Here is a 25,133-nt window from a genome sequence, read left to right as displayed (position 1 = left end):
GTCTCAGGCGTCATTGGCACCCGAGGCTTGCGCGAGTTGCAACGGCATCTTCGACCGCAGGGGTGCCGGGAAAGCGTTTGCCCACCTCGGCCAGTGTTGCACAGGCTTCCGAGATTTGTCCCAACGCGCCCAGCGCATTGCCCAGCCGGAACAGCGCGTCAGGTGCGCGGTCACTGTTGGGTGCGCCGGAAAAAGAGTTCAGATAAGACCGCGCAGCAGACTTGATATCACCCAGCCCGGTCAATGCCTCACCACGTTGGAAATGCGCTTCGGCGGTCAACGGACCACCGGGATAGGTTTCGATGAATGTCGCATAAAGGGTGGCGGCTTCTTCGAATTCACCCGCCTCAAGCGCAGCACCCGCAGCTTCAAAATCCTGCTTTTCACCCACGGCCAACTCGGTTGTCAGCGGTTGAGCCGGTGCGGGGGCCGTAACTGGGGCTGCTGGAACTTCGCCGCCGCCCAAAGTCGAAGTTTCACCCAGCTTGGTGACATCACCGCCTTCCAGCTCGACCAAACGGAACTCCAGATCACCAATGCGATTGGTGCCGTCTTTGACGATCGAGTCGATGCGGAACTGAAGCTGTTCGGTCTGCCCGGTCAGTCGTGACAATTCGCTTTCGATGGTCGCGACGCGTTCAGTCAGACCGCCAGAGCCCGTCGCAATGCTGCCCGCGCCGGTGGTGGACAGCTCTGTCTTCAGCTTTTGGACTTCGACATACAGCATCGACAGTTCCTGCCGGATATCGGCAAGTGACTGCGCCCGATCCTGTGCCAAAACTGGGGACACCAGCGCGATGGATACAGACAGGGCAACGGCAGATAGCCGGGGGAAAGGCGACATGGGACGCTCCTTCAAACGGTCAGAGTTCAGCTTGTGGCCGCACCGGCGGCCAGAACGGTCACTGCACGGCGGTTCTTGGCATAGCAAAGCTCGTCCGAGCAGATTTCAAGCGGGCGTTCTTTGCCATAGCTGACGGTCTGCAACCGGTTCGGCGCAACGCCGCGTTCGATCAGAAAGTTCTGAACTGCAGACGCGCGACGAGCGCCCAGAGCAAGGTTGTACTCCCGCGTGCCCTGTTCATCCGCGTGTCCTTCGATCACGGCTGTATAGGCGGTGTTTTCCATCAACCACGCCGACTGTTTGGTCAGAAGGTCAATGCCTTCCGGGCTGAGCGAGGATTGATCCACCGCAAACAGCACACGATCCCCGATGGTTTGCTGGAAGTAAGCAGGTGAACGGGGGTCAGAGGGGCTGCCCGCAACGAAGTCGCCAGACGCGCCGTTTGCGCCATACTGATCGCCAAGGCGGTTCTTAGAGCAAGCCGAAAGCGCCAGCGCGCCCACAACCAGCGTAGCAATTGCAATACGTTTCATGATCGTTCCTGTGTCCATTTTTCTCGCGTGCCGCTGTGTCTGATGTGTCCGGGCAGGCAAACTGTTGCTCGTTGGCGTAATCCTAGCAGCAAAAAAGCTGTTTGGAAACGGATCGGCACACGCCTGCTGGCCCTTGCCGATCCCTGCGCAATATTGCGCTTATTTCAAAAGCGGCGACCATGCGGGGTCAGACGCCGCGCCTTCTGTCACCACCCGGCGCAGGTTGCGGCCCGAGATGTCGACAGAATACAGCGATGGTGCGCCAGACGCCCCTTGGCTTTCACGGGTGAACATGATCACACGTCCATTCGGCGCCCAGGTTGGCCCTTCATCCAGGAAGGAAGCGGTCAACAGACGTTCTTCGGATCCGTCCGTGCGCATGACACCGATATGGAACCGGCCCGCGTTTTGCTTGGTGAAGGCGATCAGATCGCCCCGCGGCGACCAGACCGGGGTGCCATAGCGGCCCTGCCCGAAGCTGATCCGCGTCGCCTCGCCCCCGCCCGCGGGCATGACATAAAGCTGCGGCGTGCCCGAGCGGTCGCTTTCAAAAACGATCTGGCTGCCATCGGGCGAGAAGCTGGGAGCCGTTTCGATCGACGGGGTCGAGGTTAGGCGACGTGGATTGCCACCATTGATGTCCATCGCATAGATGTCCGTGTTGCCGCCTGCCGACAGCGAATAGACAATCGTCCGGCCATCGGGCGAAAAGCGCGGCGCAAAGGTCATCGTGCCTTGCTGCTGCGACAGAGCCTGACGCCCAACCGTGGCCACATCCAGCACATAGACCTGCGGGAAGCCAGTCTCATAACTGGTGTAAAGCACCTTGTCGCCAGTGGGCGAGAACCTTGGAGCCAGCACCAGTGCCGAACTATCGGTCAGATACTGCACATTCGCCCCGTCGTAATCCATGACCGCCAGTCGCTTGCGTTTGGCGTTCTTCGGGCCGGTTTCAGCGACAAACACCACGCGGCTGTCGAAATACCCGCTTTCGCCGGTGATACGGCTGTAAACGATGTCAGCGACCTTGTGGGCCACCCGTCGCCACGAACTGATCGCGCCCGAAAACTGCAGTCCTTCGCCCAGCGGTTGGCCGGAAAACACGTCATAGACCCGGAACTTCACGTTCAGACTGTCGCCGGACGCCGATACGGCCCCGGTGATCAGTGCTTGCGCATTGATCGCCTTCCAATCCGCATAGGCAACGGGGCTTGCAAAGCTGGTGATGCCCGACACGAACGCGTCTGCCGGGATTTCCCGAAACAGCCCGGTCCCTGCCAGATCCGCCGCGACCACTCGCGCGATGGAGCGTGCATATTCCGCCGCCGCCCCGTTCTCGGCCTGAAAATCAGGCACCGCAAAGGGCAAGGGTTCGATCACGCCATCGGTGATTTCGATCCGCAACGGCCCTTGCGCCTGGGCCGGACGTGCCAGCCCCAGAACGCTTATGGTCATGGCGATCAGAACGGCCATGACCGCCCCGATCGATCGTCCGAGGATCAGTTTCTTGAGTTTCACGCTCATCCGACCAATTCCCTCTTCATTTGTTTCACCCGGTTCTTACACGTTTCCTTGCGGCCACCGGCAGGGGAGAAATTTGAAAAACTCTCCTCTCCCGTTACCGCCACAGCGCAGGAGGCATGAACCTCATGAACACCTGTCTGCGCCACGAAATCAGATATATTGTCTTCTGTCAGCCCGCTGCCTGGCATGATGGCGATACGCCCGGCGGCGTGACGGACCATAGCACGGATCTTTTCTGCCCCATCCACGGCTGCCAATGCCCCGCCTGAGGTCAACACACGCTCGAACCCAAGCGCAATGGCTTGATCCAGCGCGGCCAGTGGGTCCGGCACGACGTCGATCACCCGATGGAGTGTTGCGCCCAAACCTTCGGCAGCGGCCAACAAGCGGCCAAGCACAGCGGTATCCAACGTGCCATCGAGCTTTTGCGCCCCAAGCACCACTCCGGCCAGATCAGCCTCTTTCACCGCTGCGATGTCATCCAGCATCACTTGCACATCGGCCTCAGAATAAACAAACAAGCCCGAGCGTGGACGGATCATCGCATAGCACGGCACATCCAGCCGCGATGCAGCCACCATCAGCCCAGCAGTAGGTGTCAGCCCGCCTTCAGACAGCGCCGCGCACAGCTCGATCCGATCAGCACCGCCGACTTGTGCTGCGATGGCCCCGTCGATGGTGTCGACACATATTTCGAGCGTCCGAGGCGTCATTTGATCCTCATGTTCTCAGGATTGAAGGTCATTTCAATGTCCTGCCACTGGCCATATTTCTCGGCGGGCAGGTCAAACCCATTTGCACCGCAGCGGATTATCGCGCGCCGGGCCGCTTGGAATGCCGTGTTCGCTGCGGCCTCGGACGGGCCTTCCCAAGAATCCATCCGGATGTTTTCAGGCCTTCCATCGCGGCTCATTGCGACCATAACAACCACTGTTGTGGACATCGCATCGGTCGAGCTTGACCCAAGGTTCCAGCAGCGGCTGACCGCCACGCGCAACCCGTCCTTTTCGCCTCGGGTAAGTGGCGGGCCTTCTGGCACATCCTGCGTGGGCGTATCGGTTTCACCGCCCGCGACCTGATCCGCCACGGCAGCGGCCACTGCGGCGGCGTTGTTGGCAGGTGTCGGGGCTTCGGTGGGCGTCTCGACCGGCGTTTCCGGTTCCGCTGTTTCCACGGGCGCGGGGCGGCTTGGGCGTGTTTTGGGGCGCGACGAGGTCGCGGGGGCCAGCGATGGATCTTCCACCAGCTCTTCAGCCTCGGTCACGATTTCAGTCGATGCCTCAGGCGGTGCGGTCGGCGTAACTTCCTCGGGCAGGGGCTCTGGTGTCGGCTCGGGCGACGGCTCTGGTGCTTCAACCACCTCGGGTGCTTCCTCAACCGGCGTTTCGGGTTCCGGCGCAGGGGTCGGGGCTACGCGCGGCGCGGGCGCGGGGGGGGCCGTTTCCGGCTCGGGGACGGGTTCCGGCTCGGGTTCAGGTTCAGGCGCGGGTTCGGGTTCAGGGGCCGGCTCCGGCTCTGGTGCGGGTTCCGGTTCGGGGGCTGGTTCTGGCGCAGGCTCGGGCGTCGGGCGCGGTGCGGGGGGCGTGTCGCCTTCTGTCGCGGCCTCGCCACGCGGCGCACTTAACGCCGCAAATTCGTCTTCCGAGATGATCGAGACATCGGACACCTGCACAAGCTCTTCGTCTCTGGACCAGTTGAAAGCCCCGCCGAAAAGCACCCACAGGATCAGGATCCCGTGAACAGATGCCGAGATGTAAAGACCTCTGCGCATGACCCTGCCCTAGTTGTCCGTGCCGGTCAGACTTGGCCCGCCACCTTCGGTCACAAACCCGATCGAGGTGAAGCCAGCCGCGTTCAGCGCACCCATGATTTGGGCAATCGCGTCCCATGCAACCTGCCCATCCGCGCGCAGAAACACCTTGTTGTCCGAGCGTTCAGCGGCCACCGCGCGCAGCTTGGTGATCAGCTCATCGCGCGCAATCTCGGTGGTTTGCAGAAAAATCTGACCTTCTTCGGTAATGGTGATCGCCAGCGGTTCTTCCTCGGGCGCATCCAGCGATTTGGCGGCGGTCTTGGACAGTTCCACCGGCACACCGACAACCATCAAGGGTGCCGCGACCATGAAGATGATCAGCAGCACCAGCATTACGTCCACGAACGGTGTAATGTTGATCTCGGCCATCACGCGGCGATGCTTGCCGCGACGCCGCCCGCGCCGGGCGCGGCGATCCGCACCCCCGCTTTGTTGCACACCAGCAGCCATATCAGCTGTCCAGCTGACGGCTGAGGATGGTGGCGAACTCGTCCGCGAAGGCTTCATAGCCCGCAAGGATATTGTCGCTGTCCACGCTTAGCTTGTTGTAAAACACAGCCGCCGGAATGGCGGCCAGAAGGCCCAGACCGGTGGCCAGAAGCGCCTCGGCAATACCAGGGGCGACAACGGCCAGGTTGGTGTTTTGCTGCTGCGCAATCTCGACAAAGGCGTGCATGATGCCCCAGACGGTACCGAACAGACCCACGAAAGGCGCGGTCGACGCAACAGTTGCCAGAAAGCTCAGCCCCTTGTTCAGTTCTTCGCCTTGTTTTGCAATCGCCACGTCCATCGACCGGTCAATGCGCGATTGTGCGTTGGCGATCAGCCCGCCATCGGCGCGGTGACTGCGCCGCCATTCCAGCATGCCGGAGGAAAAGACCTTTTCCGCCGATCCCTCGGGCGTTGGGCCGATCTGGTCAAACAGCTCGTCCAATGGTTCACCCGACCAGAACTTGCGGTCGAAAGCCTCGGCGTCCGTGCGGGCACGGCGAAAGGCCATATGTTTTGTAATGATGATTGCCCACGACCAGATGGAGGCTGCAATCAAAAGCAGCATCACCAGCTTGACCGTGAATGTCGCGCGAAGAAAAAGAGCGAAGAAGGAGAAATCGATCTCCGCCGCCGCCTGAAGCGTTTCCGTTTCCATATGTCTGCCTCTGTACCGCCACCTCTTTGGGCAGCTTATCTGCACGTTTCATAGCGGATTGCCACGGGGAATGCCATCAAAACCGCGTCATCGGCATGAAAGTCGTGGGGTCAGTGGACCAAACGGCGGATATTTGCCGGAAGCCGGGCGGGTTGGCCGGTGTCCGACACGCAGACGATGGTGACAAGGGCTTCAAACAAACGCTCTTCGCCGCGTTTGACCACCTGCTCCATCACAAGCCGCGCGCCTGTGACCTGCTGAACAGATGTTTCAACCTGCAACTCTTCGTCAAAACGCGCCGATGACAGATAGTCCGCTTCGACCCGGCGCACCGCGAACACCAGCCCGTCTTCGCGCATCGCGTTCTGGTCAACCCCGATCTCGCGCACCCAATCGGACCGCGCGCGTTCGATATAGCGCAGGTAATTGGCGTAATAGACGATCCCGGCCATGTCGGTGTCTTCATAGTAAACGCGGATAGGGAAGTGGTGCATCAAGGCCTCGTGGTTTTGCTCGCCCCGACCCTAGCCGCGAAGGGGATAGTCTGCCAACCGCTCATATCGCGGGCCTTCCGGGCGCAGGTCAGACCGATAAAGCGATAGGGTGTCGAGCGTTACGGTCGGATATCGGATCGCGCCGTGGGCTTCCAGCGCACGGCCCAACGCGGACATGTCATTGGCCGTGGGCGAGCGGGGCAGACGGGCCAGCGTCACATGCCCGCGAAACCGCCGATGGGGCAATGTGATCCCGGCGCGGCGCACCGCCTGTCGCACCTGTTTGTGCAGCGCGTCCACACCATCGGCCTTTATCGCCAGAACGGATGGCACGGCCCCGCCCATGGTCGTCAGCCCCGCCAGATCAACGGTCGCGGGCGGAGCGTGCAAGACCTCTAACTCCGCGTTCAGGTCTTCGAGCGCGTCGAGTGGTTGTTCATCCAGAAACACCAGCGTCAGGTGGATGTTTTCCTCAGGTAGTGGTCGCCCGACCTTGAGCCGGCTCGCAACCCCGGCGAGTTGCGCGGCCAGATCGTCCGGCACGGGAAGGGCCAGAAAGCAGCGCATTTAGTGCAATGTGGTGGCAGCGGGACCACCCACCTGCATCCGCGCAAAGATTCTGAGCGCATGTGACGCATCATCTGCCGCCACGGGCAGCATCGGATCATAGGCTGCCGCAATCAGCGCGGCGATTTCCGGGCGCAGGATGGTCTGGCCATCAGGCAGCAGTGCAAGCGGGCTTTTGGTCGAAAACGCCCCTTCACCCCACAGCAGGATCGCTTGCACAGCTTGGGTCAGCGCCAGCGTCTCGGCCGGCTGAGCGGCCATCGCGCCTTGCATGCAGACAAAGGTGAAACAGGCTTGAATGGCGTTGTCTTTGTCGAACCGGAAGGCCCGGTATTGGGTGGCGCTTTCCGCTTTCAGCCGGGCCACCAGCGGCTCCAATCCGGGGATCATCTCGCCCAGTTTTGGCACCTCCAGCAACTCGTCCCAGTCGCGGAAGAAGAACACCATCAGGTTCGCGCCCAGTTCCGGGTCAGTCTCGGCCATCTTGTGACCGGCCAGCGTCACCACCGCCTCGATCGCGCCTTTGACGACCTCAAGCGTGGCGTCTTCGACACCGAACACAACCGGCACGATGGGGCGGCCCCAGCGGGCGAAGGTGAAGTCACCATTTGCGCGGGTGAAATGCGCGGTCACGTCTTCGGGGGTCATAAGGGGGGCGGTCATCTGGCGTCTCCTGATCTGCGGGGTGATGTCCCGCAAATGGACGCGCGTTTCAAGGGCTAACCTTCGAAAAGCTGTCCTTGTCCCGCACCGCGCGGTTGAGAAACGGGGGCAGTCAGTCCGAGATGTCGCCATGCAATCTGGCCCAGCATGCGACCGCGCGGGGTGCGTTGGATCAAGCCTTGTTGCAAAAGGAACGGCTCGATCACTTCTTCCAGCGCATCGCGGCTTTCGGACAGAGCGGCGGACAGGGTTTCTATGCCCACCGGGCCACCGCCGTAGTGCTCTGCCATCAAGCCAAGATAGCGCCGATCCGCTCCGTCCAACCCCAGATGATCAACGCCCAAGCGCGTCAGCGCGTTGTCGGCGAGGTCGCGGGTGATCCGCCCGTCGCCTTCGACCACCGCGAAATCAACGACGCGGCGCAACAGCCGCCCGGCGATGCGCGGTGTGCCACGAGCGCGTTTGGCAATCTCGCGCGCGCCATCTTCGTCGGCAGGTGCGCCCAGTTTGACGGCGTTGCGGGTCACGATCTCGTGCAACTCATCGACCGAATAAAATTGCAGCCGCACAGGAATACCGAAGCGATCGCGCAGCGGCGTGGTCAGAAGGCCCAACCGCGTCGTTGCCCCGACCAGCGTGAAGGGTTGTAATTCGATCCGCACGGTGCGGGCCGCAGGCCCTTCGCCGATCACCAGATCCAGTTCGAAATCTTCCAGCGCGGGATAAAGCACTTCCTCGACCACCGGATTGAGCCTGTGAATTTCGTCAATGAACAACACGTCATTGGCTTCCAGATTGGTCAGGATCGCCGCCAGATCGCCGGCCTTGGCGAGCACCGGGCCAGAGGTCATGCGGAAGTTCACTCCCAATTCACGCGCCATGATCTGGGCCAACGTGGTTTTGCCAAGCCCCGGAGGGCCATGAAACAGCACATGGTCCATCGCCTCGCCACGCTTGCGCGCACTTTCGATGAAGATGCGCAGATTGGCCCGCGCCTCGGCCTGCCCGATGAAATCGACCAGCGTTTGCGGACGTAGGGCGCGGTTGGTATCTTCCGCGTCCTCCGGGCGCGGCGCGGGGCGCAGCGTCGGGTCCGGAGCGTTCAGGGGGTCAGAGGCGGTCATGGATTCTTTCTAGCCCCCTACCCTTTGGGCGCAAGAAGTTTCAGCGCGGCGCGGATCAGGCCGGAGGTGTCCAGCGCCGCATCCTCGCCCAAGGCCTGTGCCACGGCAGATGCCGCTTCGCCCGGCGCGTAGCCAAGGTTGGTTAGGGCTGACAAGGCTTCGGACTGAGCGGCGGCGTTGCCTGATGGCGTGGGCGCAACCGGGGCAGAGGGCGTCGCAGGCTCAATTACCGCATCAACCGTCGCGGGAGCGCCTGTGGCGACCGAAGCATGCCCTGACAGCGCCATCACCGACGCCGCTTTGTCTTTGAGTTCGTTGACCACGCGCTGCGCCGTTTTGGGGCCAAGCCCCTTGGCGGCCTTCACCGCGTTCCAATCCCCCAACGCAATCGCGCGGCTGACCCCGTCCGGCCCCAGTGTGCTGAGGATCGACATCGAGGCTTTTGCGCCGATGCCCTGCACGCTGGTCAACAATCTATGCCATTCCTTTTCAACAAGAGTGGTGAAACCGAACAGTTGCAGATTGTCCTCGCGCACCAAAAGCTCGGTATACAGCGCGACCGCCTCACCCGGACCCGGCAAGCTGGCCATGGTGCGGTCCGAGACATAGACCAGATAACCCACGCCGCGCACGTCGATCAGAACATGATCATCGGCACGGTAATCCAGACGTCCTGCGATTTTACCAATCATGCCGAGGCCTTTCTAAGCGCAGCTTCCAGACGACCCGCATTCTGGGCGTGAAAGGCATGGCAAATCGCGATGGCCAACGCATCAGCGGCATCGGCCCCTTTGATCTGCACGCCGGGCAATTGCATCTTGACCATGTGCTCTACCTGCACCTTATCGGCATGCCCGACCCCCACCACAGCCTTCTTCACTGCATTGGGCGCGTATTCCCCGATGGGAAGCCCGGCTTTTGCAGGCACCAACAAGGCAATTCCCCGCGCTTGCCCCAGCTTCAATGTGGCAACGGCGTCCTTGTTTACGAAAGTCTGTTCCACGGCCGCAGTTTCAGGCGCGTATTCCGCCATCACGTCGGACAGTTGGTCGTAAAGCGACAACAGGCGCGAGGCCAAGTCGCCAGTGCGTGAATGGCATACCCCGTTGGCCACATGCGACATCCGCGTGCCATCAGTGTCAATCACACCCCAGCCAAGGTTCCGAAGCCCTGGATCAATGCCAATTACGCGCATATATTATCCTGCCCTGTCTGCTCTGACTGGTCGCTCGCCCGTTTGCGCGGCGCTCTTGTTGCAATCTGAACTAGCACGAAACGAGAACACGCACCAGACGCAATTGCATCGCAGGTGATTCCTTTGGCGAATGAAGCACGGTTGGAAAACTGAGGCTTTCACGCCACATTTCGCACCGCCGGACAGAATGTCGCGGGTCGTTTGGCTGCTGATTCAGCCTGTTTTCGACTCCGCATATCCCAATAACGACCCCATGCAGAAAACGCATATGAGTCATGCAATTTGTGATCTTGCCGCCCCGGATAATCGGGCCTAGATGCCCGCCAACGCAAACATGAATATTGCCGTCATCAAACCGAGAAGGATCAGAAAAATGGCTGCTTTCGAAACGACATACATCCCTGTTAACGGTGCGTCCTTCGGCGGCCGTTTGTCCACTGCGGTCCGCAATATCGTTGCTTCCGTCACCGCATGGAATGACACACGCATGACCCGGAACGCATTGGCAAAGCTGAGCGACCGCGAGCTTGACGATATCGGCCTGTGCCGCAGCGACATCTCTTCGCTTTAAGATCACCAACACGAAAAAGCCCGCGCGTATCCGGCGCGGGCTTGCCACCCCGCCCAGCCTTGCGCTGTGCGGGGTTTACTTTGAGCGCTTATTCCAGCGTCAGTGCGACGAAACGCGGGATGTCGTCACGACGCACCAAAAGCAGCACCGACTTGCGGCCTCCGTCTTTGGCAGCGTCGAGCCGTGCTTGCAGCCCATCGATCGAATTGACGGCCTCCTGCCCGGCTTCAGCCACAACATCGCCTGCCCGAATGCCTTTTTCAAAGGCCTCGCTGTCCTCGTCGATATCCAGCACAACCAGACCTTCGGCGGCTGGCGGCAAGCCAAGATCCTCGCGGCGGATGTCGTCCAGCTCACCCAATGTCATGCCCAGAACTTTACCTTCTGCAGGTGCTTCGGGCGTGTCTTCGCCGGGCGCGTCACCAGACGCGGCAGAGGCATCCTCGCGACGACCTAACGTGATTTTCAGCGTCTCGGTCTGACCTTCGCGCAGAATGACCACGCGCACAGCTTTGCCAACTGGCGCATTTCCAACGATGCGCACAAGTTCGCGTGTGTCCGTCACCTCGGTGCCGTCAAAAGACAGAATGATGTCGTTGGGCAGAATACCTGCATCCTTGGCCGGGCCGTCCGGCACATCGGTGATCAACGCACCATTGGTGCTTTCAAGGCCCATCGCCTCGGCAATATCATCGGTGATGTCCTGAATGCGTACACCCAGCCAGCCACGACGCGTTTCGCCGAACTCTTTCAACTGGTCTACCACGCGCTTCACAACCGCAGACGACATCGCAAACCCGATCCCGATCGAGCCGCCATTGGGGCTGAGGATTGCCGTGTTCACACCGACCACTTCGCCGTCCATATTGAACAGCGGCCCGCCCGAGTTGCCCCGGTTGATGGCGGCATCGGTCTGGATGTAATCGTCATAGGCACCTGACAGTTCGCGATTGCGCTGCGACACGATCCCGGCAGAAACCGAGAAGCCCTGCCCCAGGGGGTTGCCGACTGCCATCACCCAGTCGCCCACGCGCATGATGTCGCTGTCACCAAAGGTGACGAAGGGCAGCGGTTTGTCGCTTTCGACCTTCAGGACTGCAATGTCGGTATTGGGGTCGGTGCCGATTACCTTGGCGGGGAGCTCTCCGCCACCGTTGAAAAATTCGATTAAGATCTCGTCCGCGCCTTCGATGACGTGGTTGTTGGTCACGATGAACCCGTTTTCGGAAATCACGAAACCCGAGCCGAGTGCCTGGCTGCGACGCTGGCGCGGCGCGTTGTCATTGCCGTTTGGGCCACCGGGTTGGTTTCGATCCAGAAAGTCGCGAAAGAAATCTTCGAACGGGCTGCCTTCGGGGATCATCGGCTGATTGCCGGTTCGTTGCGCAACAATGGTTGATGTTGTGATGTTCACCACCGCCGGGCTGACCTGTTCGGCCAGATCGGCAAAGCTGTCGGGGGCGCCGCGCGCCTCGGCCCGCATGCCCGTCGCAAGAACCACAACCAACGCCATGATCAGCCCCACAAAAGCGCGCATGCCCCGCATTTGATTATGGTCGGGGGAAATTGCCTGCACTTTCACACCTCTCTCCTTTCAAGAAACAGTTTCGGGCCTCGGCCCGCTAACGAATAGTCTCTAGATAGGGAGTTTAAAGTGCAACGCAAAGTTCCTGAACAGTATTCACTGCCATGTGAACGCGCGTAATGCCATGTGACAGGCAATATTGCACACAAATGGTAGAGTGCTACGCCGCAGCTAGCCATAAATTGCACGGGCCTGAGCGAAGGAGAGCAACTGCTTGCTGTTCGCGTCCCACAGATGCAGACGAGCGCAGGACAGGCTTTCGGCAATGGTCATGCGGTTGGCCTGTGCCAGTTCCGCATGGTCGCGCAAGACTTCAGTCAAGCGATAAAAGGGAATGCGGCTATAAAGGTGATGTACGTGATGAATACCAATATTGGCGCTGAACCATTGAAGCACGGGCGGCATGATGTAATGCGAGCTGCCCTCAAGGGCGGCATCATGCAATTGCCAGTCTTCTTCGGTGCTCCAGTGGGTGTCTTCAAACTGGTGTTGAACGTAAAACAGCCACATACCAGCCGTCGCGGCCAAAATGGTGGTGGGCAAAAAGATCAACAGAAGGGCCGAGAAACCGCCAAAATACCAGATCGCGACAAGCGCCGCGACGATGGCCAGATTGGTGCCCATCGCACTGATCCAATATCGCGCGCTGTTCATCAGCCCCAATGGCACGCGGTTTTGCAGTAGAAACAGATAACCGGGACCGAAACCGAACAGAACGATTGGATTGCGGTAAAGCCGATACCTCAGACGCTCGAACCGCGACAGGGCGTTATATTCTTCCACCGTCAGGGTCACGATATCCCCGATCCCACGTTTACCCAGATTGCCCGCCGAACTGTGGTGTATGGAATGTGTGCGCCGCCAAACCGCATAGGGTGTCAGGGTCAGAACCCCGATCATTCGGCCAACCCAATCGCTGAGCGCGCGTTGTTTGAAAAACGATCCATGACCGCAATCGTGCTGAATGGTAAACAGGCGCAGCAGGAACAAGGCATTGACGACTGAAATCGCAAGGGTCAGCCAAAGGCTGATTGACATCGACAGCCACGCCAGCACCCACAAAAGAATGAATGGCCCAATGCTAACCGCCAGTTCAAACGCGCTGCGCCACTGGTTTGGTTCGCGATAGGCAGCCAAGGTCTTCACCCAGTCTTTCGCGGATTTTGCGTTATCAGATGATTGCGGAAAGTCTGGAGTATGTTTCATGGGCCTGCTTTGTAAAGAACTCGGGCACCGATAAACAACTTGCCCCACATAGCAAGCAAATTATGCGATACGGACAAAGTGACACGCAGGACGAGAGCGGTGATTAGCGTCAGATTATCCACGTGACAACCAAACCAGCACAACGCCTAAAGCCAGCGCCAAAAGCCCGACAAGACGTCGCTGGTCGCGTGACATTGCGGCCATCATCGCCACAAGATCGTCCAAACGCGAAGGGGCCAGTGCGAACACCAGCCCCTCGATCACGAGCACAAGCCCGATCCCGAACACAATCGTCGAGATCACCGGCCAGTATCCGATTTCAGATAGTCGAAGAATTCGCTGTCCGGCGAGATAACCATAGACGAATTGCCACCAACCAACGAATTCTCATAGGCTTCCAGCGATCGCAGGAAGGCATAGAATTCGGTGTCCCGGCCCAGCGCTTCGGCAAGGATACCATTGCGACGAGCATCGGCTTCACCGCGAATGATCTGGGCTTGCTTGCGTGCTTCTGACACGGTTTCGACCACGGTCCGGTCTGCGGTTGCCCGCAAACGTTGTGCAGCTTCGTTACCGCGTGCGATCTGGTCCGCTGCCAGACGCTGGCGTTCCGCTCGCATCCGCTCAAAGGTCGCTTCAAGGTTTTGCTTGGGAAGATCGGCGCGCTTGATACGCACGTCAATGATTTCAACGCCAAGAGACATCGCCTGCGTGCGCGCCTGATCACGGATCTGGTTCATCAGCAGAACCCGGTCAGCGGACAGAACCGCATCCGAGTTCACTTTACCCAGAACCTCACGCAACTCTGCGTTCAGGATCCGTTCAAGGCGCGGCTGTGCCCCGGCAATCGCACTTGCTCCGACCGCACGGCGGAACTGCTTGGCATCATGAATGCGCCAACGCGCGAAGGCGTCCACTTCAAGCCGCCGGCTGTCCGCAGGAGTGACTTCAAGTTTGCTGGTTTCCAAGGGCAAGATCCGACCGTCATACTTAACGATCTCGTGCAGCACAGGGATTTTGAAATACAGGCCCGGATCGGTGATTTCAGCCTGCACTTCACCAAACCACAGCCGAAGCGCCGTTTCGCGCTCATCGACGATATAGACAGCCTGCAAAGCGCCAAACAAAAGCGCCACAACGGCGACAAGGAATATTTGAGTGCGTTTCATCAGTTCGCCCCCCCGTCCGTCGTTTGCGCCGGTTTGCGCGTCAATTCATTCAGCGGCAGGTAGGGCACCACGCCCCCTTCGCCACCCACGCCGTCGTCAAGGATCACCTTGTCCACGCTGCGCATCACTTTCTCGATCGTTTCAAGATACAGACGCTTTCGCGTGATATCCGGAGCCTTCGCGAATTCATCGTAGACCGCGATGAATCGGGCGGCTTCACCTTCAGCCTCGTTCACCACGCGGGCACGATAACCTTCGGCCTCTTCCAGAAGCTGTGCGGCTTCACCACGTGCCGCTGCAACCACGCGGTTGGCATAAGCATCCGCTTGTTTCTGCAAAGTGTCGCGAGTCTGTTCGGCAGCCTGCACTTCGCGGAAACTGTCGATCACGTCCTCGGGCGGGTCAGCCTTATCAAAGTTCACACGAACGATGTTCACGCCCGATTGATACCCATCCAGGGTCGACTGGATGAGCTCCTCAAGATCCTGCTGGATGATACCACGATCCGAGGTCAGGATCGGCGCCAAACGAGACCGCGCGACGATCTCGCGCATCGCCGATTCCGATACCGCCCGAATGGTGTTTTCCGGATCGGCAAGGTTAAAGACGAACTTCTCTAGGTCAGAGATGTTCCAGACCACCTGATAGTCGATATCGACGATGTTTTCGTCCCCGGTCAGCATCAGCCCTTCATTGGGCCCATCACCGATGTTGATCACGTTCTCTCGCGTCACAGGATAGATTTCCTTGGTGACAATCGGCCAGGGTGCAAAGTTCAGACCTTCCTGGCCAACGCCGTAGCGCTCGCCGAACAGAAGTTCGACTGATTGCTCTGACGTGTCCACGCGATAGAAGCTCGCAAAGACCCAGACTGCAACTGCAACCAACGCCACCAACAGGATGGATCCGCGCCCCAAGTTGGGCCCGCCAGTTCCACCACCGTTCCCACCGCTGCGACCTTTGTCGCCACGGCCGCCCATCAGGACGCGCAGCTGTTCCTGGCCTTTTTTCATCAGCTCATCAATTTCGGGCATTTGCGGTTGATCTTTACCGCCACGGTTGCCGCCACCGTTCGAGGGGGGACGCCCACCAGAGCCGCCACGGTTTCCACCGCCGCCCCAGGGACCGCCATTATCGCTGGCCATCTGGTCCTATTCCTTCCACGTTAATGGTTTCGTCGTCATACCTGACCCTTTGCGGGCCGGATTTCAAGGCAAAGGGGATGCGATGCACCCCGTTTTGAGTTGAATTTCCTGTGCTTTCACATTTCGACCCTCTATCGGGGCCTAATCGCTGCGTGTGGGCGACTTCATCAGCACGATCTCTTCCGACATGGTGGGATGAACCGCCACGGTCCGGTCGAAATCAGCCTTGGTCGCGCCCATTTTTATCGCAACAGCGGCCATCTGGATCATCTCGCCGGCCCCTTCGCCGACGATGTGACAGCCCAGAACCTTCTGCGTTTCCTGACTGACCACCAGCTTGAACAGAACCCGTTCATTCACGCCAATGAAACTTTTCTGCATCGGGCGGAATGCCGCACTGTAGACATCGATCTTTTCCTGTGTGCGGGCGTCTTCTTCGGACAGACCCACCGTTCCGTACTCCGGTTGCGTGAACACCGCCGAGGCGACGTTTTCATGGTCGGGCTTGGTCGGATTGCCGTTGAACACGGTTTCCACGAAGGCCATACCTTCGCGGATCGCGACCGGCGTTAACGCAATCCGGTTCGTCACGTCGCCGACCGCATAAATCGACGGCACGGTCGACTGGCTATAGTCATCCACCACCACTTCGCCGCCACGGCCCAACTTGACGCCCACCTCTTCCAGACCAAGCCCATCGGTGTTGGGCACCCGCCCGGTGGCAAACAGCACCTGATCGAACATCTCTTCTCGTCCGTCAGTGCCTTTGACCCAGATCGCATCACCATCTTCTGTGGCGCGACGCTCCATTCGCTCGACCTCGAGGCCGACATGCAGATCGACACCGCGCTCGCGAATATGTTCGGCCAGAAATCCACGCACTTCGTCGTCAAAGCCGCGCAAAATCTGAGCACCGCGATACCATTGGGCAACATGCGCGCCCAGACCATTGAAGACACAAGCGAATTCACAGGCGATATAGCCACCACCAACAATAAGGATGCGTTTGGGAAAGTCGTCAAGATTGAAGACTTCGTTCGAGGTGATGCCCAACTCATGTGCACCGGGTGTGTCGGGCAGGAAAGGTCGCCCACCCGTTGCCACAAGAATATGCTTGGCCGAGAAGGTCTCGCCCGTCGACAACACTACCGTGTGAGCATCCTTGATCGTGGCCCGCGCGTGGAAGATGTCGGCGCCCGAGTTGCCAAGGTTCTTGGTATAGATGCCTTCCAAACGCTCCAACTCGGCATGCAGCGCTGGACGGAAGGTGCCGGCCCAGTCGAACTCGCCGCGTGCGTTGCCCTGCCAGCCATAGGCACGGGCTGCATCGGCAGCGGGACCGTATTGCGAGGCAAAGACCATCAGCTTTTTCGGCACACAGCCCCGTATGACACAGGTGCCACCCATGCGGAACTCTTCCGCCAGCGCGACCTTCGCGCCACCTTCGGCCGCGACCCGGCCTGCGCGCACGCCGCCCGATCCGCCACCGATCACGAAGAGATCATAGTCAAATCCGCTCATATCTATCCGCCTTTCCTGCCCCGGCCAAATCATCAGGGTACAAATCACATTGCGGCAGAAGCTATGGGCAACTCCGCCGAACTTCCAGAGCCGGAAATGTCACATGCTTCACGTTTGCGCGTGTCAAAGCTGTGCAGAGGCGTCAGATATCTGCAAAAATGTTTGCACTGTCTGCGAATTCGATCCGCTCTTCCTCGTGGGTGCCTTCATTGATGTCGATCACCTCGACCCTGCCATCGCCATGGCCAATGACAACCGCGTCGCAGATGTCGATGAACAACCCGTTTTCGACAACACCCGGCACTTGGTTCAACACCATCGACAGTTTGCGCGGATCCTGAATACGCTTCAGATGCAGGTCGATGATGTGGTTGCCTTCATCCGTGACGAAGGGCACGCCGCCTTTTTCACGCAGGACGGCCTTGCTGTCCAACACATCCATCGCGGCCAGCAGTTCTTCGACCAGCCCTTTGGTGGCTTGCAGGCCGAAAGGAATAACCTCGATGGGCAGTGGGAAAGCGCCGAGCATGTCCACACCCTTGGTCGGGTCGGCAATCACGACCATCCGGTCCGAGGCCGTAGCGACGATCTTTTCCTGCAAATGCGCACCCCCGCCACCTTTGATCAGGCACAGGTCGGGGTCATATTCGTCGGTGCCATCAATGGTCAGGTCAAGCCACTTCGCCTCGTCCAACGTCGTGACCTTAATCCCGACCTGCCGCGCCAACTCGGCGGTGCGAGTGCTGGTCGGCACGCCGGTGATCTTCAACCCTTCGCTGCGAACCCGCTCGCCCAGACACCGCACCATCCATGCGGCGGTGGACCCGGTGCCAAGCCCGACACGCATTCCGTCTTCGACATACTGAACCGCCCGCTTGGCAGCGACGAATTTGGCAGTGTCGATGGGTGAAAGTTCTCCGGACATGGCAGCGATTCCCCTTGTGGCGCATGTTTCGAGTTGCCAGCGTTATAAAACGCATGGTCCGGACTGGCGAGAGGGGAACGCCGCACAGCGCCGATTTTCGCCGCATGATCCACCATCGCGCCACCGGGTGGACATTCGCCCCGGCATCGCCCAATGCTGGCGCAACGGTTTTCCGGCAAGGGCTGCACGTGTAAAATGAGCAGATATGTCTATATTACGTTGGGCTGGAGCGCGGTTGCGCTGGGACTGATCGGGGTCATCCTGCCGGTTTTACCCACGACGCCCTTTCTGCTTGTCGCCGCCTTCGCCTTTGGCAAGGGCAGCCCGAAAGCCCGCGCATGGCTGATCGACCACGCCCATTTCGGCCCTGCGATCAAGGATTGGGAAGAGCGTGGCGCGATCTCGCGGCGGGCAAAGACACTCGCGGCCACCATGATGGCGCTGGTGTTTATCGTGTCACTGATCCTTGGCGCTCCGACGTTGGTTTTGGTCGCGCAGGCGGTTTTGATGGGCGCGGGGGCGGCTTTTGTGCTGACCCGGCCGGACTGACGCAAAAAGCGTCGCTTTTGCGCTGACAAAAGAGCGGTAAATGATCAATCTGGTCCAACCTGAAAACGCACGAGGTTAACATGTTCCTGTCTGTCTTTGACATGTTCAAGATCGGGGTCGGCCCCAGTTCGTCACACACCATGGGTCCAATGGTAGCGGGCGGGCGTTTTCTGGACCACTTACGCGCCCAGCCCTTCAAGGTGCAGGGGTTGCGTGCCTCTCTGCACGGGTCGCTGGCCTTCACCGGGGTTGGCCACGCCACTGACCGGGCTACTATTCTGGGGTTGGCCGGATTTCTTCCCGACACTTACGACCACGCCCGTGCCGAAGCCACCTTGGCCGAAATCAATCGCACCGGGACTGTCAGCCCCGAGGGGCTCGGCACCTTGGCTTTTGCCCCGAAAACCGACCTGATTTTCGACTATGAGACTCCCCTGGCCGGCCACGCCAACGGAATGCAGTTGATGGCGACCGACGCGCAAGGCGACGTGGTGGTGCGCGAGACCTATTATTCCATCGGAGGCGGTTTTGTCGTGACCGAAGCCGAACAAGCGCGCGAGGCAGTGTTGGACGCGCGCGACGCCAAACGGCACCCCTATTCGTTCGAAACCGCGGCCCAGATGCTTGAGATGGCCCGCGAGTCAGGCAAATCCATCGCCGAGATGAAACGCGAAAACGAGCTGGAACATATGGACCCCAACGCGCTGGCTGAAGGGCTGGACCGGATTTGGGACGCAATGAACAGATGTATCGACCGTGGGTTGGCCGAGGATGGAATCCTGCCGGGCGGGCTTCTGGTGCGCCGCCGCGCAAAAGCGATCCATGACAGTTTGATGGCAGAACAGGGGATGAACCTGTCCGCGCCGCATATCATCAACGATTGGATGAGCGTCTATGCCATGGCGGTGAACGAGGAAAACGCCGCGGGTGGTCAGGTCGTGACCAGCCCGACCAATGGCGCGGCGGGCGTCCTGCCAGCCGTGGTGCGATACTGGCTGAACCACGTGCCCGGCGCGGTGCCGTCACGGGTGCACGAGTTCCTGCTGACCGCATCGGCAATTGGCGGGATCGTGAAACACAATGCATCAATCTCGGGGGCTGAAGCTGGCTGCCAGGCCGAGGTCGGATCGGCAAGTGCCATGGCCGCCGCCGGGCTGTGCGCCGTGATGGGGGGCAGCCCCATGCAGATCGAGAACGCAGCCGAGATCGCGTTGGAACACCACCTTGGCCTGACCTGCGACCCGGTGCGGGGACTGGTGCAAGTGCCCTGCATCGAACGCAACGGGCTGGGTGCGATCAAGGCAGTGTCCGCGGCCTCGCTCGCCCTGCGCGGTGACGGCACCCATCTTGTGCCGCTGGACGCCTGCATCAAGACGATGTTTGAAACCGGGCAAGACATGTCGGAAAAGTATAAAGAGACATCCTTGGGCGGATTGGCGGTAAACGTCCCCAACTGCTAGACGCTTGCTGGTGTCAGGACCTTGATCACGTCAGTCAGGTGCGCGCGCGGCAGAATCACAAGAAGCCCCGGTCCGTCCGCCGTAACCGAGACTGTCGGCGCGTTTGTTTCATTCGACGTACCGATCATGCCCCAGGGTGACATCTCAAGATCATCAACAGGCCAGACTAACCCGATGCTACGCACGTTTACCTTGGCCATTGGAAACAGCGAAAACCGTGTACCGACGGGCAACGACATCGCCAACGGCGCGGACAGGTGGAAACAGATATCCACCTCGCCCACCAGAATAACCCGCTTTTCTGGCAAACGCACCAACGTGTTATAGCACGCAAGCTCATGGTCCAGCCGCTTGCCCATAAACCCGACGCCCAACACCACCGGCGCGTCGATAAGGTCAAGTGTTTTGTGGAAATCGGTACGATTCTGATCTGGAGTTTCAACAAACCGATCTGCCCCAATCACCTTGCGCGCCCGGTCGGAAACGGAATCCATATCGCCCGCAACCACCACCGGAACATGCCCCATATTCAGCGCCTGATCCGCACCGCCATCCGCTGCAACAAGCTCTGGCGCAAGCTCCAGACACTGCATCAGTGTTGCCGGATTCACCGCCCCGCCGCCCAGCAGAGTCACATTGTGGGAAAATTGACGAAAATATCTCATTATGGACACAATTGTCTCCCAATCTGATTTTAAGAACGGATTAGTCCGGAAAAAATACCGTGTTTTTCACGGCTTTGTTTAAGTTCTCGGAACGATGTAGGGTAGTGTATACCTGCGCAGTTTCGGAGGAGAAAGTGAGTTATCAATGGTGAGCAACAGCAAAATCCTCACTGTATCCTATGGCACTTTTTCGTGCACGCTTGAGGGATTCGACGAGCCATTTGGCACCATGAAATCAATTGCGGAGTATTTCCGTGATCTGGCAGCGGATGACCGCTATTTTGGTGCGGAACCCCCAACACCAGATGCCGAAGTGCTTCACCGTATCGCAGAACGCGAAATTCAGAAACGCGTTCAGGCACGCTTGGAAAATGATGGCGTTGTTCTGCGTCAGGAAGGCTCGGCCTTGCCTGCCGTGACAAAAACCGGCGCCACCTTGGTGGCCGGTCAGGCACTGCTTGAAGATGAAGACAGCGGACAGGCCCATGCAGCGGACGAAGAAGCTGCGGTTGAGGAAACAACTGAAACCACGCAGCTGGAAGAAGAAACACCGGCTGAAGAAGCGCCCGTTGAAGATGTTCAAAATTTGGCCGAGCAAGACGCCGACCAACTGGTTGCCGATGACGTCACCGAAGACGTCGCCGAAGACACTGACAATTTCGAACATATGGCTGAAGAAGCCGCTATGCACACCCCCGCCGAAATGGACGACGACAGCGCCGGGGCAAAGCTGGAGCGTATTCGCGCCGTTGCTGACGACACCAATCTGGAAGACCATTCCGACGACCCGGATGCCGAGCCGTTCTATGAGAACGAGCAGGATGCGGTTGCAGAGGACAGCGCCGACATCGACGCCCCAGTCGATCAGGACGACGGACCTGAGGCAGTCGCACAGGCAGACACAACCGAGGTGGAAACAGCCGAAGAAGTATCAAAAGACGAAAAATCGTCAGACGGTCCTTTGGTTCTGTCAGCCGATTCCAGCGTCCCCTCGGATACAGATGAAGACGTCGATGCCATTCTGTCCCAAATGAATGCGCAAAACGATCAATCGGATGAAGAAACTGCCACGTCGAGTGCAAGTTATGACGATGAAGACGGTTCTGATCTGGGTATCGAAGATGGCGTCAGCAACCTTCTGGAAAATACTTTCGACGACGAGCCCGAGCCACTGCGCCCGGTCAACCGTGTTGTACGCGTTAAGCGAATGCGGCGTGAAGATGGCGTTGAGGAACTGACTGTCACACCAAAAGAGGTGGAAGACGCGACGGTTCTGGATTCGGATGACGCAAAACAGGGTGAAAATGATCACGACGACGGTGATCAGGACGATCATTCAACCCTGAAACTGCTGAACATGATCGACCACGAGGTCAAAACCGAAGCGCGTCGCGAGCGTCGCGAACAGGTGTTCGACAATGGCGCCGCCGACCAAAGCGATGAGACGCTGAATCGTATTCTTGCCGAAACCAACGACAAGATGGACAGTCAGGAAGTGTCGCGCCGTCGCAACTCAATCGAGCATTTGAAGGCCGCCGTGCAGGCAAAACGCGCAGATGAAGATGCAGGCGAAGTCGATGTCGACGAGCATGAGGAAGATCCGTACCGCGAAGATCTGGCCCGCGCCGTGCGTCCGAAACGCCCAGAAAACACCGAAGCGAAAGGCAGCTCGTTGCGTATGGCGCCGCTGGTTTTGGTGTCAGAGCAGCGTGTGGATGGCGTACGGGATGCCGAAGACGACATGGATACCGACACCAAAGGCAATAAAGCCGTACGAATCGTACGTCCGCGTCGCGTCAGCCGCAAACCCGGTAGCAAAGCAGAAACCGTCGCCGGACAGGCACCCGTTGACGGCGCTGGCAAGACCATCAGCGCAGTTTCGGCCGATCCATCGCAAGATGGGTTCGCGTCTTACGTGAACGGGGCGGATGCCTCGGACATGACGGGACTAATGGAGGCCGCAGCAACATATGCCACCAAGGTTCAAGGCCTGCCGCAATTCAGCCGCCCGCATGTAATGCGGTTGGTAGTCGGGTTGAACGTCAATGGAGGCATCTCACGCGAAGAAGCCCTGCGCGCCTTCGGTCGCCTTTTGCGTGAAGGTCGTATCAGCAAGATTGCACCGGGCCGCTTTGCGCTGGCAGAAGACGATGAGACCGATGAAAGCGGGCGGCAAACAGCCTAACCTGCTAAAATTTAACTAAAAAAGCGCGGCCCCCATGGGTCGCGCTTTTTTAGGTTACTGCTGGATGTAGTGACCGTTAGTTCTTCGGACCGCGCTTTTGTGTCTCAGGCTCCACCGGATCATGCGGATAACTGTCCGGGTCGGCATCTGGGTCGGGCTTGCCCACCCCCAGAAACACTTTGCGAAGCGGGATCATCCACAAAAAGCCCAGCACGACATAAACCAGAAGCTCCAGCAATATCGGAGGACGATCAAACAAGCTGACGACCTTCACCGCCACGAGGATGTAAAGCGGCAATCCAACCAGCAAAACCAGCAAAGACAGACGTTTACGTGCTTTATAGCTCAGTGCCATTGCGCCCCCTAATCAATCTGCGAACGGGTCGGTGACAAGGATCGTGTCATCACGTTCCGGGCTTGTTGATAGCAAAGCAACCGGGCAGTCGATCAGCTCTTCCACACGTTTCACATATTTAATCGCGTTGGCGGGCAGGTCGTTCCAGCTCCGCGCGCCTTCGGTGGTCTCCGACCAACCGGGCATTTCCTCATAGATCGGCGTGCAGCGGGCCTGTTCATTTTCAGCGGTGGGTAAATAATCCATTCGCTTGCCATCCAGTTCATACCCAACGCAGATCTTCAGAATCTCAAACCCGTCCAAAACATCAAGTTTGGTGAGAGAAATACCGGTCACGCCTGACGTAGCACAAGTCTGGCGCACCAGAGCGGCGTCAAACCAGCCACATCGGCGCTTGCGCCCGGTGGTGGTTCCGAATTCGTGGCCACGCTCGCCCAGGCGCTGGCCGTCGTCGTCGTCAAGTTCTGTCGGGAACGGTCCCTCGCCTACACGCGTGGTGTAGGCCTTCACAATGCCCAGCACATAGTCAATCGAGCCGGGGCCAATGCCGACACCCGTTGCAGCCTGCCCGGCAATCACGTTCGAGGAGGTGACGAAGGGATAGGTGCCAAAGTCGATGTCCAAAAGCGCACCCTGTGCCCCTTCGAACAGAATGCGTTTGCCTGCTTTGCGTTTTTCATTCAGCACCTTCCAGACGGGGGCTGCGAAACGCAGGATTTTCGGCGCGACCTCTTTTAGTTGCGCGATCAGGGCGTCCCGGTCGATCGGGTCGATCCCCAACCCCTTGCGCAGCGGGTCGTGGTGCTGCAGGGCGCGATCCACGCGGGTTTCGAGGGTGGCCGCATCGGCCAGATCAGCGACACGGATTGCACGACGCCCCACCTTGTCTTCGTAACACGGACCGATGCCGCGCCCGGTGGTGCCGATCTTGGTGCCTTTCGATGCGGCCTCTTCCCGTGCGCGGTCAAGTTCGCCGTGGAAGGGCAGGATCAACGGCGTGTTCTCGGCGATCATCAGCGTCTCGGGCGAAATCTCGACCCCTTGCCCGGTGATCGTCTCAATCTCTTTCAGCAGGTGCCACGGGTCCAGAACGACGCCGTTGCCGATCACCGACAACTTGCCGCCACGCACAACACCCGAGGGCAACGCGTGCAGCTTATAAACCTTGCCTTCGACGACCAGTGTGTGGCCCGCGTTATGGCCGCCCTGAAAGCGCGCGATCACATCGGCACGTTCGCTGAGCCAGTCAACGATCTTGCCCTTTCCCTCATCACCCCACTGGGCACCTACGACGACTACATTGGCCATGATCTTTTTCCTGTCTCAAAGAAAACCCGTTAGGGTCATAGCCGCACATGCCCCTGTGTGAAACCCGTAATCCGCATGGGATCCGAGAAACGCGGGAAGGAATCGCATATTGCCCCTCCGCGCTGCTTGCACCCCTTCGGCTTTTCCCCTACATAGCGCCGCAGATCGTACGAACCCCCAGCCACGGAAGCGTCCCTTATGGAAAACGTCATCCTCGTCATTCACCTGATCCTGGCCCTGGGCCTGATCGGTATCGTGCTTTTGCAGCGCTCGGAAGGTGGCGGTTTGGGCATCGGTGGTGGTGGTGGCGGTGGCGGCGTGATGTCGTCGCGCAGCGCAGCCACGGCTTTGGGTAAATTGACCTGGGTCTTCGCGATCGCTTTTCTGTGCACTTCGATCACTCTGACAGTGATTGCGGCAAAAAACTCGGCAGACAGTTCGGTGATTGATGCGCTGGGTATTGAAGCCCCCGCTGCAGACAGTGCCGCCGATCCCAACGCACCTGTCACACCCGATGTCACAGACCTGCTGCCACCCACCAGCGCAGATGACAGCCTGACACCGCCGCGCGCGGACTGACACCCA

General features: G+C 59.4%; 28 protein-coding genes. 5 read left to right on the top strand and 23 right to left on the bottom strand.

What is annotated here, in order from left to right:
- Positions 1-10 precede the first annotated feature (10 nt).
- The 13 genes from ybgF to ruvC form a co-directional block, all read right to left on the bottom strand.
- A complete protein-coding gene (gene ybgF / locus MWU51_RS04240; RefSeq protein ID WP_247034995.1) occupies positions 11-844 on the bottom strand; it encodes a tol-pal system protein YbgF in 834 nt (277 codons plus the stop codon).
- 26 nt (positions 845-870) lie between these two features.
- Entirely contained in the window at positions 871-1,377 is a 507-nt protein-coding gene (gene pal / locus MWU51_RS04235; RefSeq protein WP_247034993.1) for a peptidoglycan-associated lipoprotein Pal, read from the bottom strand.
- Between the two features lie 159 nt (positions 1,378-1,536).
- Complete coding sequence (gene tolB / locus MWU51_RS04230) at positions 1,537-2,850, bottom strand: Tol-Pal system beta propeller repeat protein TolB (protein ID WP_247038695.1); 1,314 nt, start codon at positions 2,848-2,850, stop codon at positions 1,537-1,539.
- Positions 2,851-2,897: 47 nt separating this feature from the next.
- Positions 2,898-3,614: a copper homeostasis protein CutC gene (locus tag MWU51_RS04225; RefSeq protein ID WP_247034992.1), complete on the bottom strand. Its 717-nt coding sequence runs from the start codon at positions 3,612-3,614 to the stop codon at positions 2,898-2,900.
- Positions 3,611-4,672 carry a hypothetical protein gene (locus MWU51_RS04220; protein WP_247034991.1) on the bottom strand — a complete coding sequence of 354 codons (1,062 nt, stop codon included), beginning with the start codon at positions 4,670-4,672 and terminating at the stop codon, positions 3,611-3,613. Before MWU51_RS04220 ends, MWU51_RS04225 begins: the two co-directional genes overlap by 4 nt.
- A 9-nt stretch (positions 4,673-4,681) precedes the next feature.
- Complete coding sequence (locus tag MWU51_RS04215) at positions 4,682-5,164, bottom strand: ExbD/TolR family protein (protein ID WP_247034990.1); 483 nt, start codon at positions 5,162-5,164, stop codon at positions 4,682-4,684.
- A 1-nt stretch (position 5,165) separates the two neighbouring features.
- The gene (tolQ, locus tag MWU51_RS04210; protein WP_247034989.1) at positions 5,166-5,861 is read right to left on the bottom strand and encodes a protein TolQ; all 696 of its coding nucleotides are present in this window, start codon (positions 5,859-5,861) and stop codon (positions 5,166-5,168) included.
- Positions 5,862-5,971: 110 nt separating this feature from the next.
- Complete coding sequence (gene ybgC, locus MWU51_RS04205) at positions 5,972-6,358, bottom strand: tol-pal system-associated acyl-CoA thioesterase (protein WP_247034987.1); 387 nt, start codon at positions 6,356-6,358, stop codon at positions 5,972-5,974.
- 27 nt (positions 6,359-6,385) lie between these two features.
- The gene (gene thpR, locus MWU51_RS04200; protein WP_247034986.1) at positions 6,386-6,922 is read right to left on the bottom strand and encodes an RNA 2',3'-cyclic phosphodiesterase; all 537 of its coding nucleotides are present in this window, start codon (positions 6,920-6,922) and stop codon (positions 6,386-6,388) included.
- A complete protein-coding gene (locus MWU51_RS04195; RefSeq protein ID WP_247034985.1) occupies positions 6,923-7,585 on the bottom strand; it encodes a hypothetical protein in 663 nt (220 codons plus the stop codon).
- Between the two features lie 56 nt (positions 7,586-7,641).
- Positions 7,642-8,691, bottom strand: coding sequence for a Holliday junction branch migration DNA helicase RuvB (gene ruvB, locus MWU51_RS04190; protein WP_247038693.1), 1,050 nt, complete (start codon positions 8,689-8,691; stop codon positions 7,642-7,644).
- A gap of 35 nt (positions 8,692-8,726) precedes the next feature.
- Entirely contained in the window at positions 8,727-9,401 is a 675-nt protein-coding gene (gene ruvA / locus MWU51_RS04185; RefSeq protein ID WP_247034984.1) for a Holliday junction branch migration protein RuvA, read from the bottom strand.
- The gene (gene ruvC / locus MWU51_RS04180; protein ID WP_247034983.1) at positions 9,398-9,904 is read right to left on the bottom strand and encodes a crossover junction endodeoxyribonuclease RuvC; all 507 of its coding nucleotides are present in this window, start codon (positions 9,902-9,904) and stop codon (positions 9,398-9,400) included. The genes ruvA and ruvC overlap by 4 nt, the downstream gene beginning before the upstream one ends.
- A 373-nt stretch (positions 9,905-10,277) precedes the next feature.
- On the opposite strand from ruvC, the gene MWU51_RS04175 reads away from it, so the two are divergent.
- Positions 10,278-10,475: a DUF1127 domain-containing protein gene (locus tag MWU51_RS04175; RefSeq protein ID WP_247034982.1), complete on the top strand. Its 198-nt coding sequence runs from the start codon at positions 10,278-10,280 to the stop codon at positions 10,473-10,475.
- An 88-nt stretch (positions 10,476-10,563) separates the two neighbouring features.
- Here MWU51_RS04175 and MWU51_RS04170 read toward each other — a convergent pair whose 3' ends face one another.
- The 7 genes from MWU51_RS04170 to rpiA all read right to left on the bottom strand — a co-directional run bounded on the left by MWU51_RS04170 (position 10,564) and on the right by rpiA (position 18,026).
- Complete coding sequence (locus MWU51_RS04170) at positions 10,564-12,021, bottom strand: Do family serine endopeptidase (protein ID WP_247038691.1); 1,458 nt, start codon at positions 12,019-12,021, stop codon at positions 10,564-10,566.
- 210 nt (positions 12,022-12,231) lie between these two features.
- Positions 12,232-13,266: a fatty acid desaturase gene (locus MWU51_RS04165; RefSeq protein WP_247034981.1), complete on the bottom strand. Its 1,035-nt coding sequence runs from the start codon at positions 13,264-13,266 to the stop codon at positions 12,232-12,234.
- A gap of 114 nt (positions 13,267-13,380) precedes the next feature.
- Positions 13,381-13,566: a DUF2065 domain-containing protein gene (locus tag MWU51_RS04160; protein WP_247038689.1), complete on the bottom strand. Its 186-nt coding sequence runs from the start codon at positions 13,564-13,566 to the stop codon at positions 13,381-13,383.
- Positions 13,566-14,435: a protease modulator HflC gene (locus MWU51_RS04155; protein ID WP_247034979.1), complete on the bottom strand. Its 870-nt coding sequence runs from the start codon at positions 14,433-14,435 to the stop codon at positions 13,566-13,568. Before MWU51_RS04155 ends, MWU51_RS04160 begins: the two co-directional genes overlap by 1 nt.
- Positions 14,435-15,580 carry an FtsH protease activity modulator HflK gene (gene hflK, locus MWU51_RS04150; RefSeq protein ID WP_247034971.1) on the bottom strand — a complete coding sequence of 382 codons (1,146 nt, stop codon included), beginning with the start codon at positions 15,578-15,580 and terminating at the stop codon, positions 14,435-14,437. Before hflK ends, MWU51_RS04155 begins: the two co-directional genes overlap by 1 nt.
- 141 nt (positions 15,581-15,721) lie before the next feature.
- The gene (gene gor, locus MWU51_RS04145) at positions 15,722-17,101 is read right to left on the bottom strand and encodes a glutathione-disulfide reductase (protein WP_247034969.1); all 1,380 of its coding nucleotides are present in this window, start codon (positions 17,099-17,101) and stop codon (positions 15,722-15,724) included.
- 142 nt (positions 17,102-17,243) lie between these two features.
- Positions 17,244-18,026: a ribose-5-phosphate isomerase RpiA gene (rpiA, locus tag MWU51_RS04140; protein WP_247034967.1), complete on the bottom strand. Its 783-nt coding sequence runs from the start codon at positions 18,024-18,026 to the stop codon at positions 17,244-17,246.
- Between the two features lie 195 nt (positions 18,027-18,221).
- On the opposite strand from rpiA, the gene MWU51_RS04135 reads away from it, so the two are divergent.
- Both MWU51_RS04135 and MWU51_RS04130 read left to right on the top strand, forming a co-directional pair.
- The gene (locus MWU51_RS04135; protein ID WP_247034965.1) at positions 18,222-18,575 is read left to right on the top strand and encodes a YbaN family protein; all 354 of its coding nucleotides are present in this window, start codon (positions 18,222-18,224) and stop codon (positions 18,573-18,575) included.
- Between the two features lie 80 nt (positions 18,576-18,655).
- The gene (locus MWU51_RS04130; RefSeq protein WP_247034963.1) at positions 18,656-20,035 is read left to right on the top strand and encodes an L-serine ammonia-lyase; all 1,380 of its coding nucleotides are present in this window, start codon (positions 18,656-18,658) and stop codon (positions 20,033-20,035) included.
- On the opposite strand, the gene MWU51_RS04125 is transcribed toward MWU51_RS04130, so the two are convergent.
- Positions 20,032-20,700, bottom strand: a complete 669-nt coding sequence (locus MWU51_RS04125; protein WP_247034961.1) for a thiamine diphosphokinase — start codon at positions 20,698-20,700, stop codon at positions 20,032-20,034. The two genes, MWU51_RS04130 and MWU51_RS04125, sit on opposite strands and share 4 nt — an antisense overlap.
- Positions 20,701-20,845: 145 nt before the next feature.
- Between MWU51_RS04125 and MWU51_RS04120 the strand changes: the two genes are divergently transcribed.
- On the top strand, positions 20,846-22,885 hold the full coding sequence (locus tag MWU51_RS04120; protein ID WP_247034959.1) for a hypothetical protein: 2,040 nt from the start codon (positions 20,846-20,848) through the stop codon (positions 22,883-22,885).
- 76 nt (positions 22,886-22,961) lie between these two features.
- On the opposite strand, the gene MWU51_RS04115 is transcribed toward MWU51_RS04120, so the two are convergent.
- Together MWU51_RS04115 and MWU51_RS04110 are read right to left on the bottom strand one after the other, a co-directional pair.
- Positions 22,962-23,240, bottom strand: a complete 279-nt coding sequence (locus MWU51_RS04115) for a DUF2842 domain-containing protein (protein ID WP_247034957.1) — start codon at positions 23,238-23,240, stop codon at positions 22,962-22,964.
- Positions 23,241-23,252: 12 nt separating this feature from the next.
- Positions 23,253-24,548, bottom strand: coding sequence for an adenylosuccinate synthase (locus tag MWU51_RS04110; RefSeq protein ID WP_247034955.1), 1,296 nt, complete (start codon positions 24,546-24,548; stop codon positions 23,253-23,255).
- Positions 24,549-24,746: 198 nt separating this feature from the next.
- Here MWU51_RS04110 and secG point away from each other — a divergent pair, with 198 nt between their 5' ends.
- Positions 24,747-25,127 carry a preprotein translocase subunit SecG gene (gene secG, locus MWU51_RS04105; RefSeq protein WP_247034954.1) on the top strand — a complete coding sequence of 127 codons (381 nt, stop codon included), beginning with the start codon at positions 24,747-24,749 and terminating at the stop codon, positions 25,125-25,127.
- The last annotated feature ends 6 nt before the right edge of the window (positions 25,128-25,133 follow it).

It is taken from the genome of Aliiroseovarius sp. F47248L (assembly GCF_023016085.1).
Classification (GTDB): Bacteria; Pseudomonadota; Alphaproteobacteria; order Rhodobacterales; family Rhodobacteraceae; genus Aliiroseovarius.
The sequence above is the reverse complement of the archived record's forward strand: the minus strand, read 5'-3'. Positions and strand labels throughout refer to the sequence as shown.

Coding starts and splice junctions, on each gene's coding strand:
- ybgF (WP_247034995.1), bottom strand. CDS start 844: ATGTCGCCTTTCCCCCGGCTATCTGCCGTTGCCCTGTCTGTATCCATC.
- pal (WP_247034993.1), bottom strand. CDS start 1,377: ATGAAACGTATTGCAATTGCTACGCTGGTTGTGGGCGCGCTGGCGCTT.
- tolB (WP_247038695.1), bottom strand. CDS start 2,850: ATGGCCGTTCTGATCGCCATGACCATAAGCGTTCTGGGGCTGGCACGT.
- MWU51_RS04225 (WP_247034992.1), bottom strand. CDS start 3,614: ATGACGCCTCGGACGCTCGAAATATGTGTCGACACCATCGACGGGGCC.
- MWU51_RS04220 (WP_247034991.1), bottom strand. CDS start 4,672: ATGCGCAGAGGTCTTTACATCTCGGCATCTGTTCACGGGATCCTGATC.
- MWU51_RS04215 (WP_247034990.1), bottom strand. CDS start 5,164: ATGGCTGCTGGTGTGCAACAAAGCGGGGGTGCGGATCGCCGCGCCCGG.
- tolQ (WP_247034989.1), bottom strand. CDS start 5,861: ATGGAAACGGAAACGCTTCAGGCGGCGGCGGAGATCGATTTCTCCTTC.
- thpR (WP_247034986.1), bottom strand. CDS start 6,922: ATGCGCTGCTTTCTGGCCCTTCCCGTGCCGGACGATCTGGCCGCGCAA.
- MWU51_RS04195 (WP_247034985.1), bottom strand. CDS start 7,585: ATGACCGCCCCCCTTATGACCCCCGAAGACGTGACCGCGCATTTCACC.
- ruvA (WP_247034984.1), bottom strand. CDS start 9,401: ATGATTGGTAAAATCGCAGGACGTCTGGATTACCGTGCCGATGATCAT.
- ruvC (WP_247034983.1), bottom strand. CDS start 9,904: ATGCGCGTAATTGGCATTGATCCAGGGCTTCGGAACCTTGGCTGGGGT.
- MWU51_RS04175 (WP_247034982.1), top strand. CDS start 10,278: ATGGCTGCTTTCGAAACGACATACATCCCTGTTAACGGTGCGTCCTTC.
- MWU51_RS04170 (WP_247038691.1), bottom strand. CDS start 12,021: ATGCGGGGCATGCGCGCTTTTGTGGGGCTGATCATGGCGTTGGTTGTG.
- MWU51_RS04165 (WP_247034981.1), bottom strand. CDS start 13,266: ATGAAACATACTCCAGACTTTCCGCAATCATCTGATAACGCAAAATCC.
- MWU51_RS04155 (WP_247034979.1), bottom strand. CDS start 14,435: ATGAAACGCACTCAAATATTCCTTGTCGCCGTTGTGGCGCTTTTGTTT.
- hflK (WP_247034971.1), bottom strand. CDS start 15,580: ATGGCCAGCGATAATGGCGGTCCCTGGGGCGGCGGTGGAAACCGTGGC.
- gor (WP_247034969.1), bottom strand. CDS start 17,101: ATGAGCGGATTTGACTATGATCTCTTCGTGATCGGTGGCGGATCGGGC.
- rpiA (WP_247034967.1), bottom strand. CDS start 18,026: ATGTCCGGAGAACTTTCACCCATCGACACTGCCAAATTCGTCGCTGCC.
- MWU51_RS04135 (WP_247034965.1), top strand. CDS start 18,222: ATGAGCAGATATGTCTATATTACGTTGGGCTGGAGCGCGGTTGCGCTG.
- MWU51_RS04130 (WP_247034963.1), top strand. CDS start 18,656: ATGTTCCTGTCTGTCTTTGACATGTTCAAGATCGGGGTCGGCCCCAGT.
- MWU51_RS04125 (WP_247034961.1), bottom strand. CDS start 20,700: ATGAGATATTTTCGTCAATTTTCCCACAATGTGACTCTGCTGGGCGGC.
- MWU51_RS04120 (WP_247034959.1), top strand. CDS start 20,846: ATGGTGAGCAACAGCAAAATCCTCACTGTATCCTATGGCACTTTTTCG.
- MWU51_RS04115 (WP_247034957.1), bottom strand. CDS start 23,240: ATGGCACTGAGCTATAAAGCACGTAAACGTCTGTCTTTGCTGGTTTTG.
- MWU51_RS04110 (WP_247034955.1), bottom strand. CDS start 24,548: ATGGCCAATGTAGTCGTCGTAGGTGCCCAGTGGGGTGATGAGGGAAAG.
- secG (WP_247034954.1), top strand. CDS start 24,747: ATGGAAAACGTCATCCTCGTCATTCACCTGATCCTGGCCCTGGGCCTG.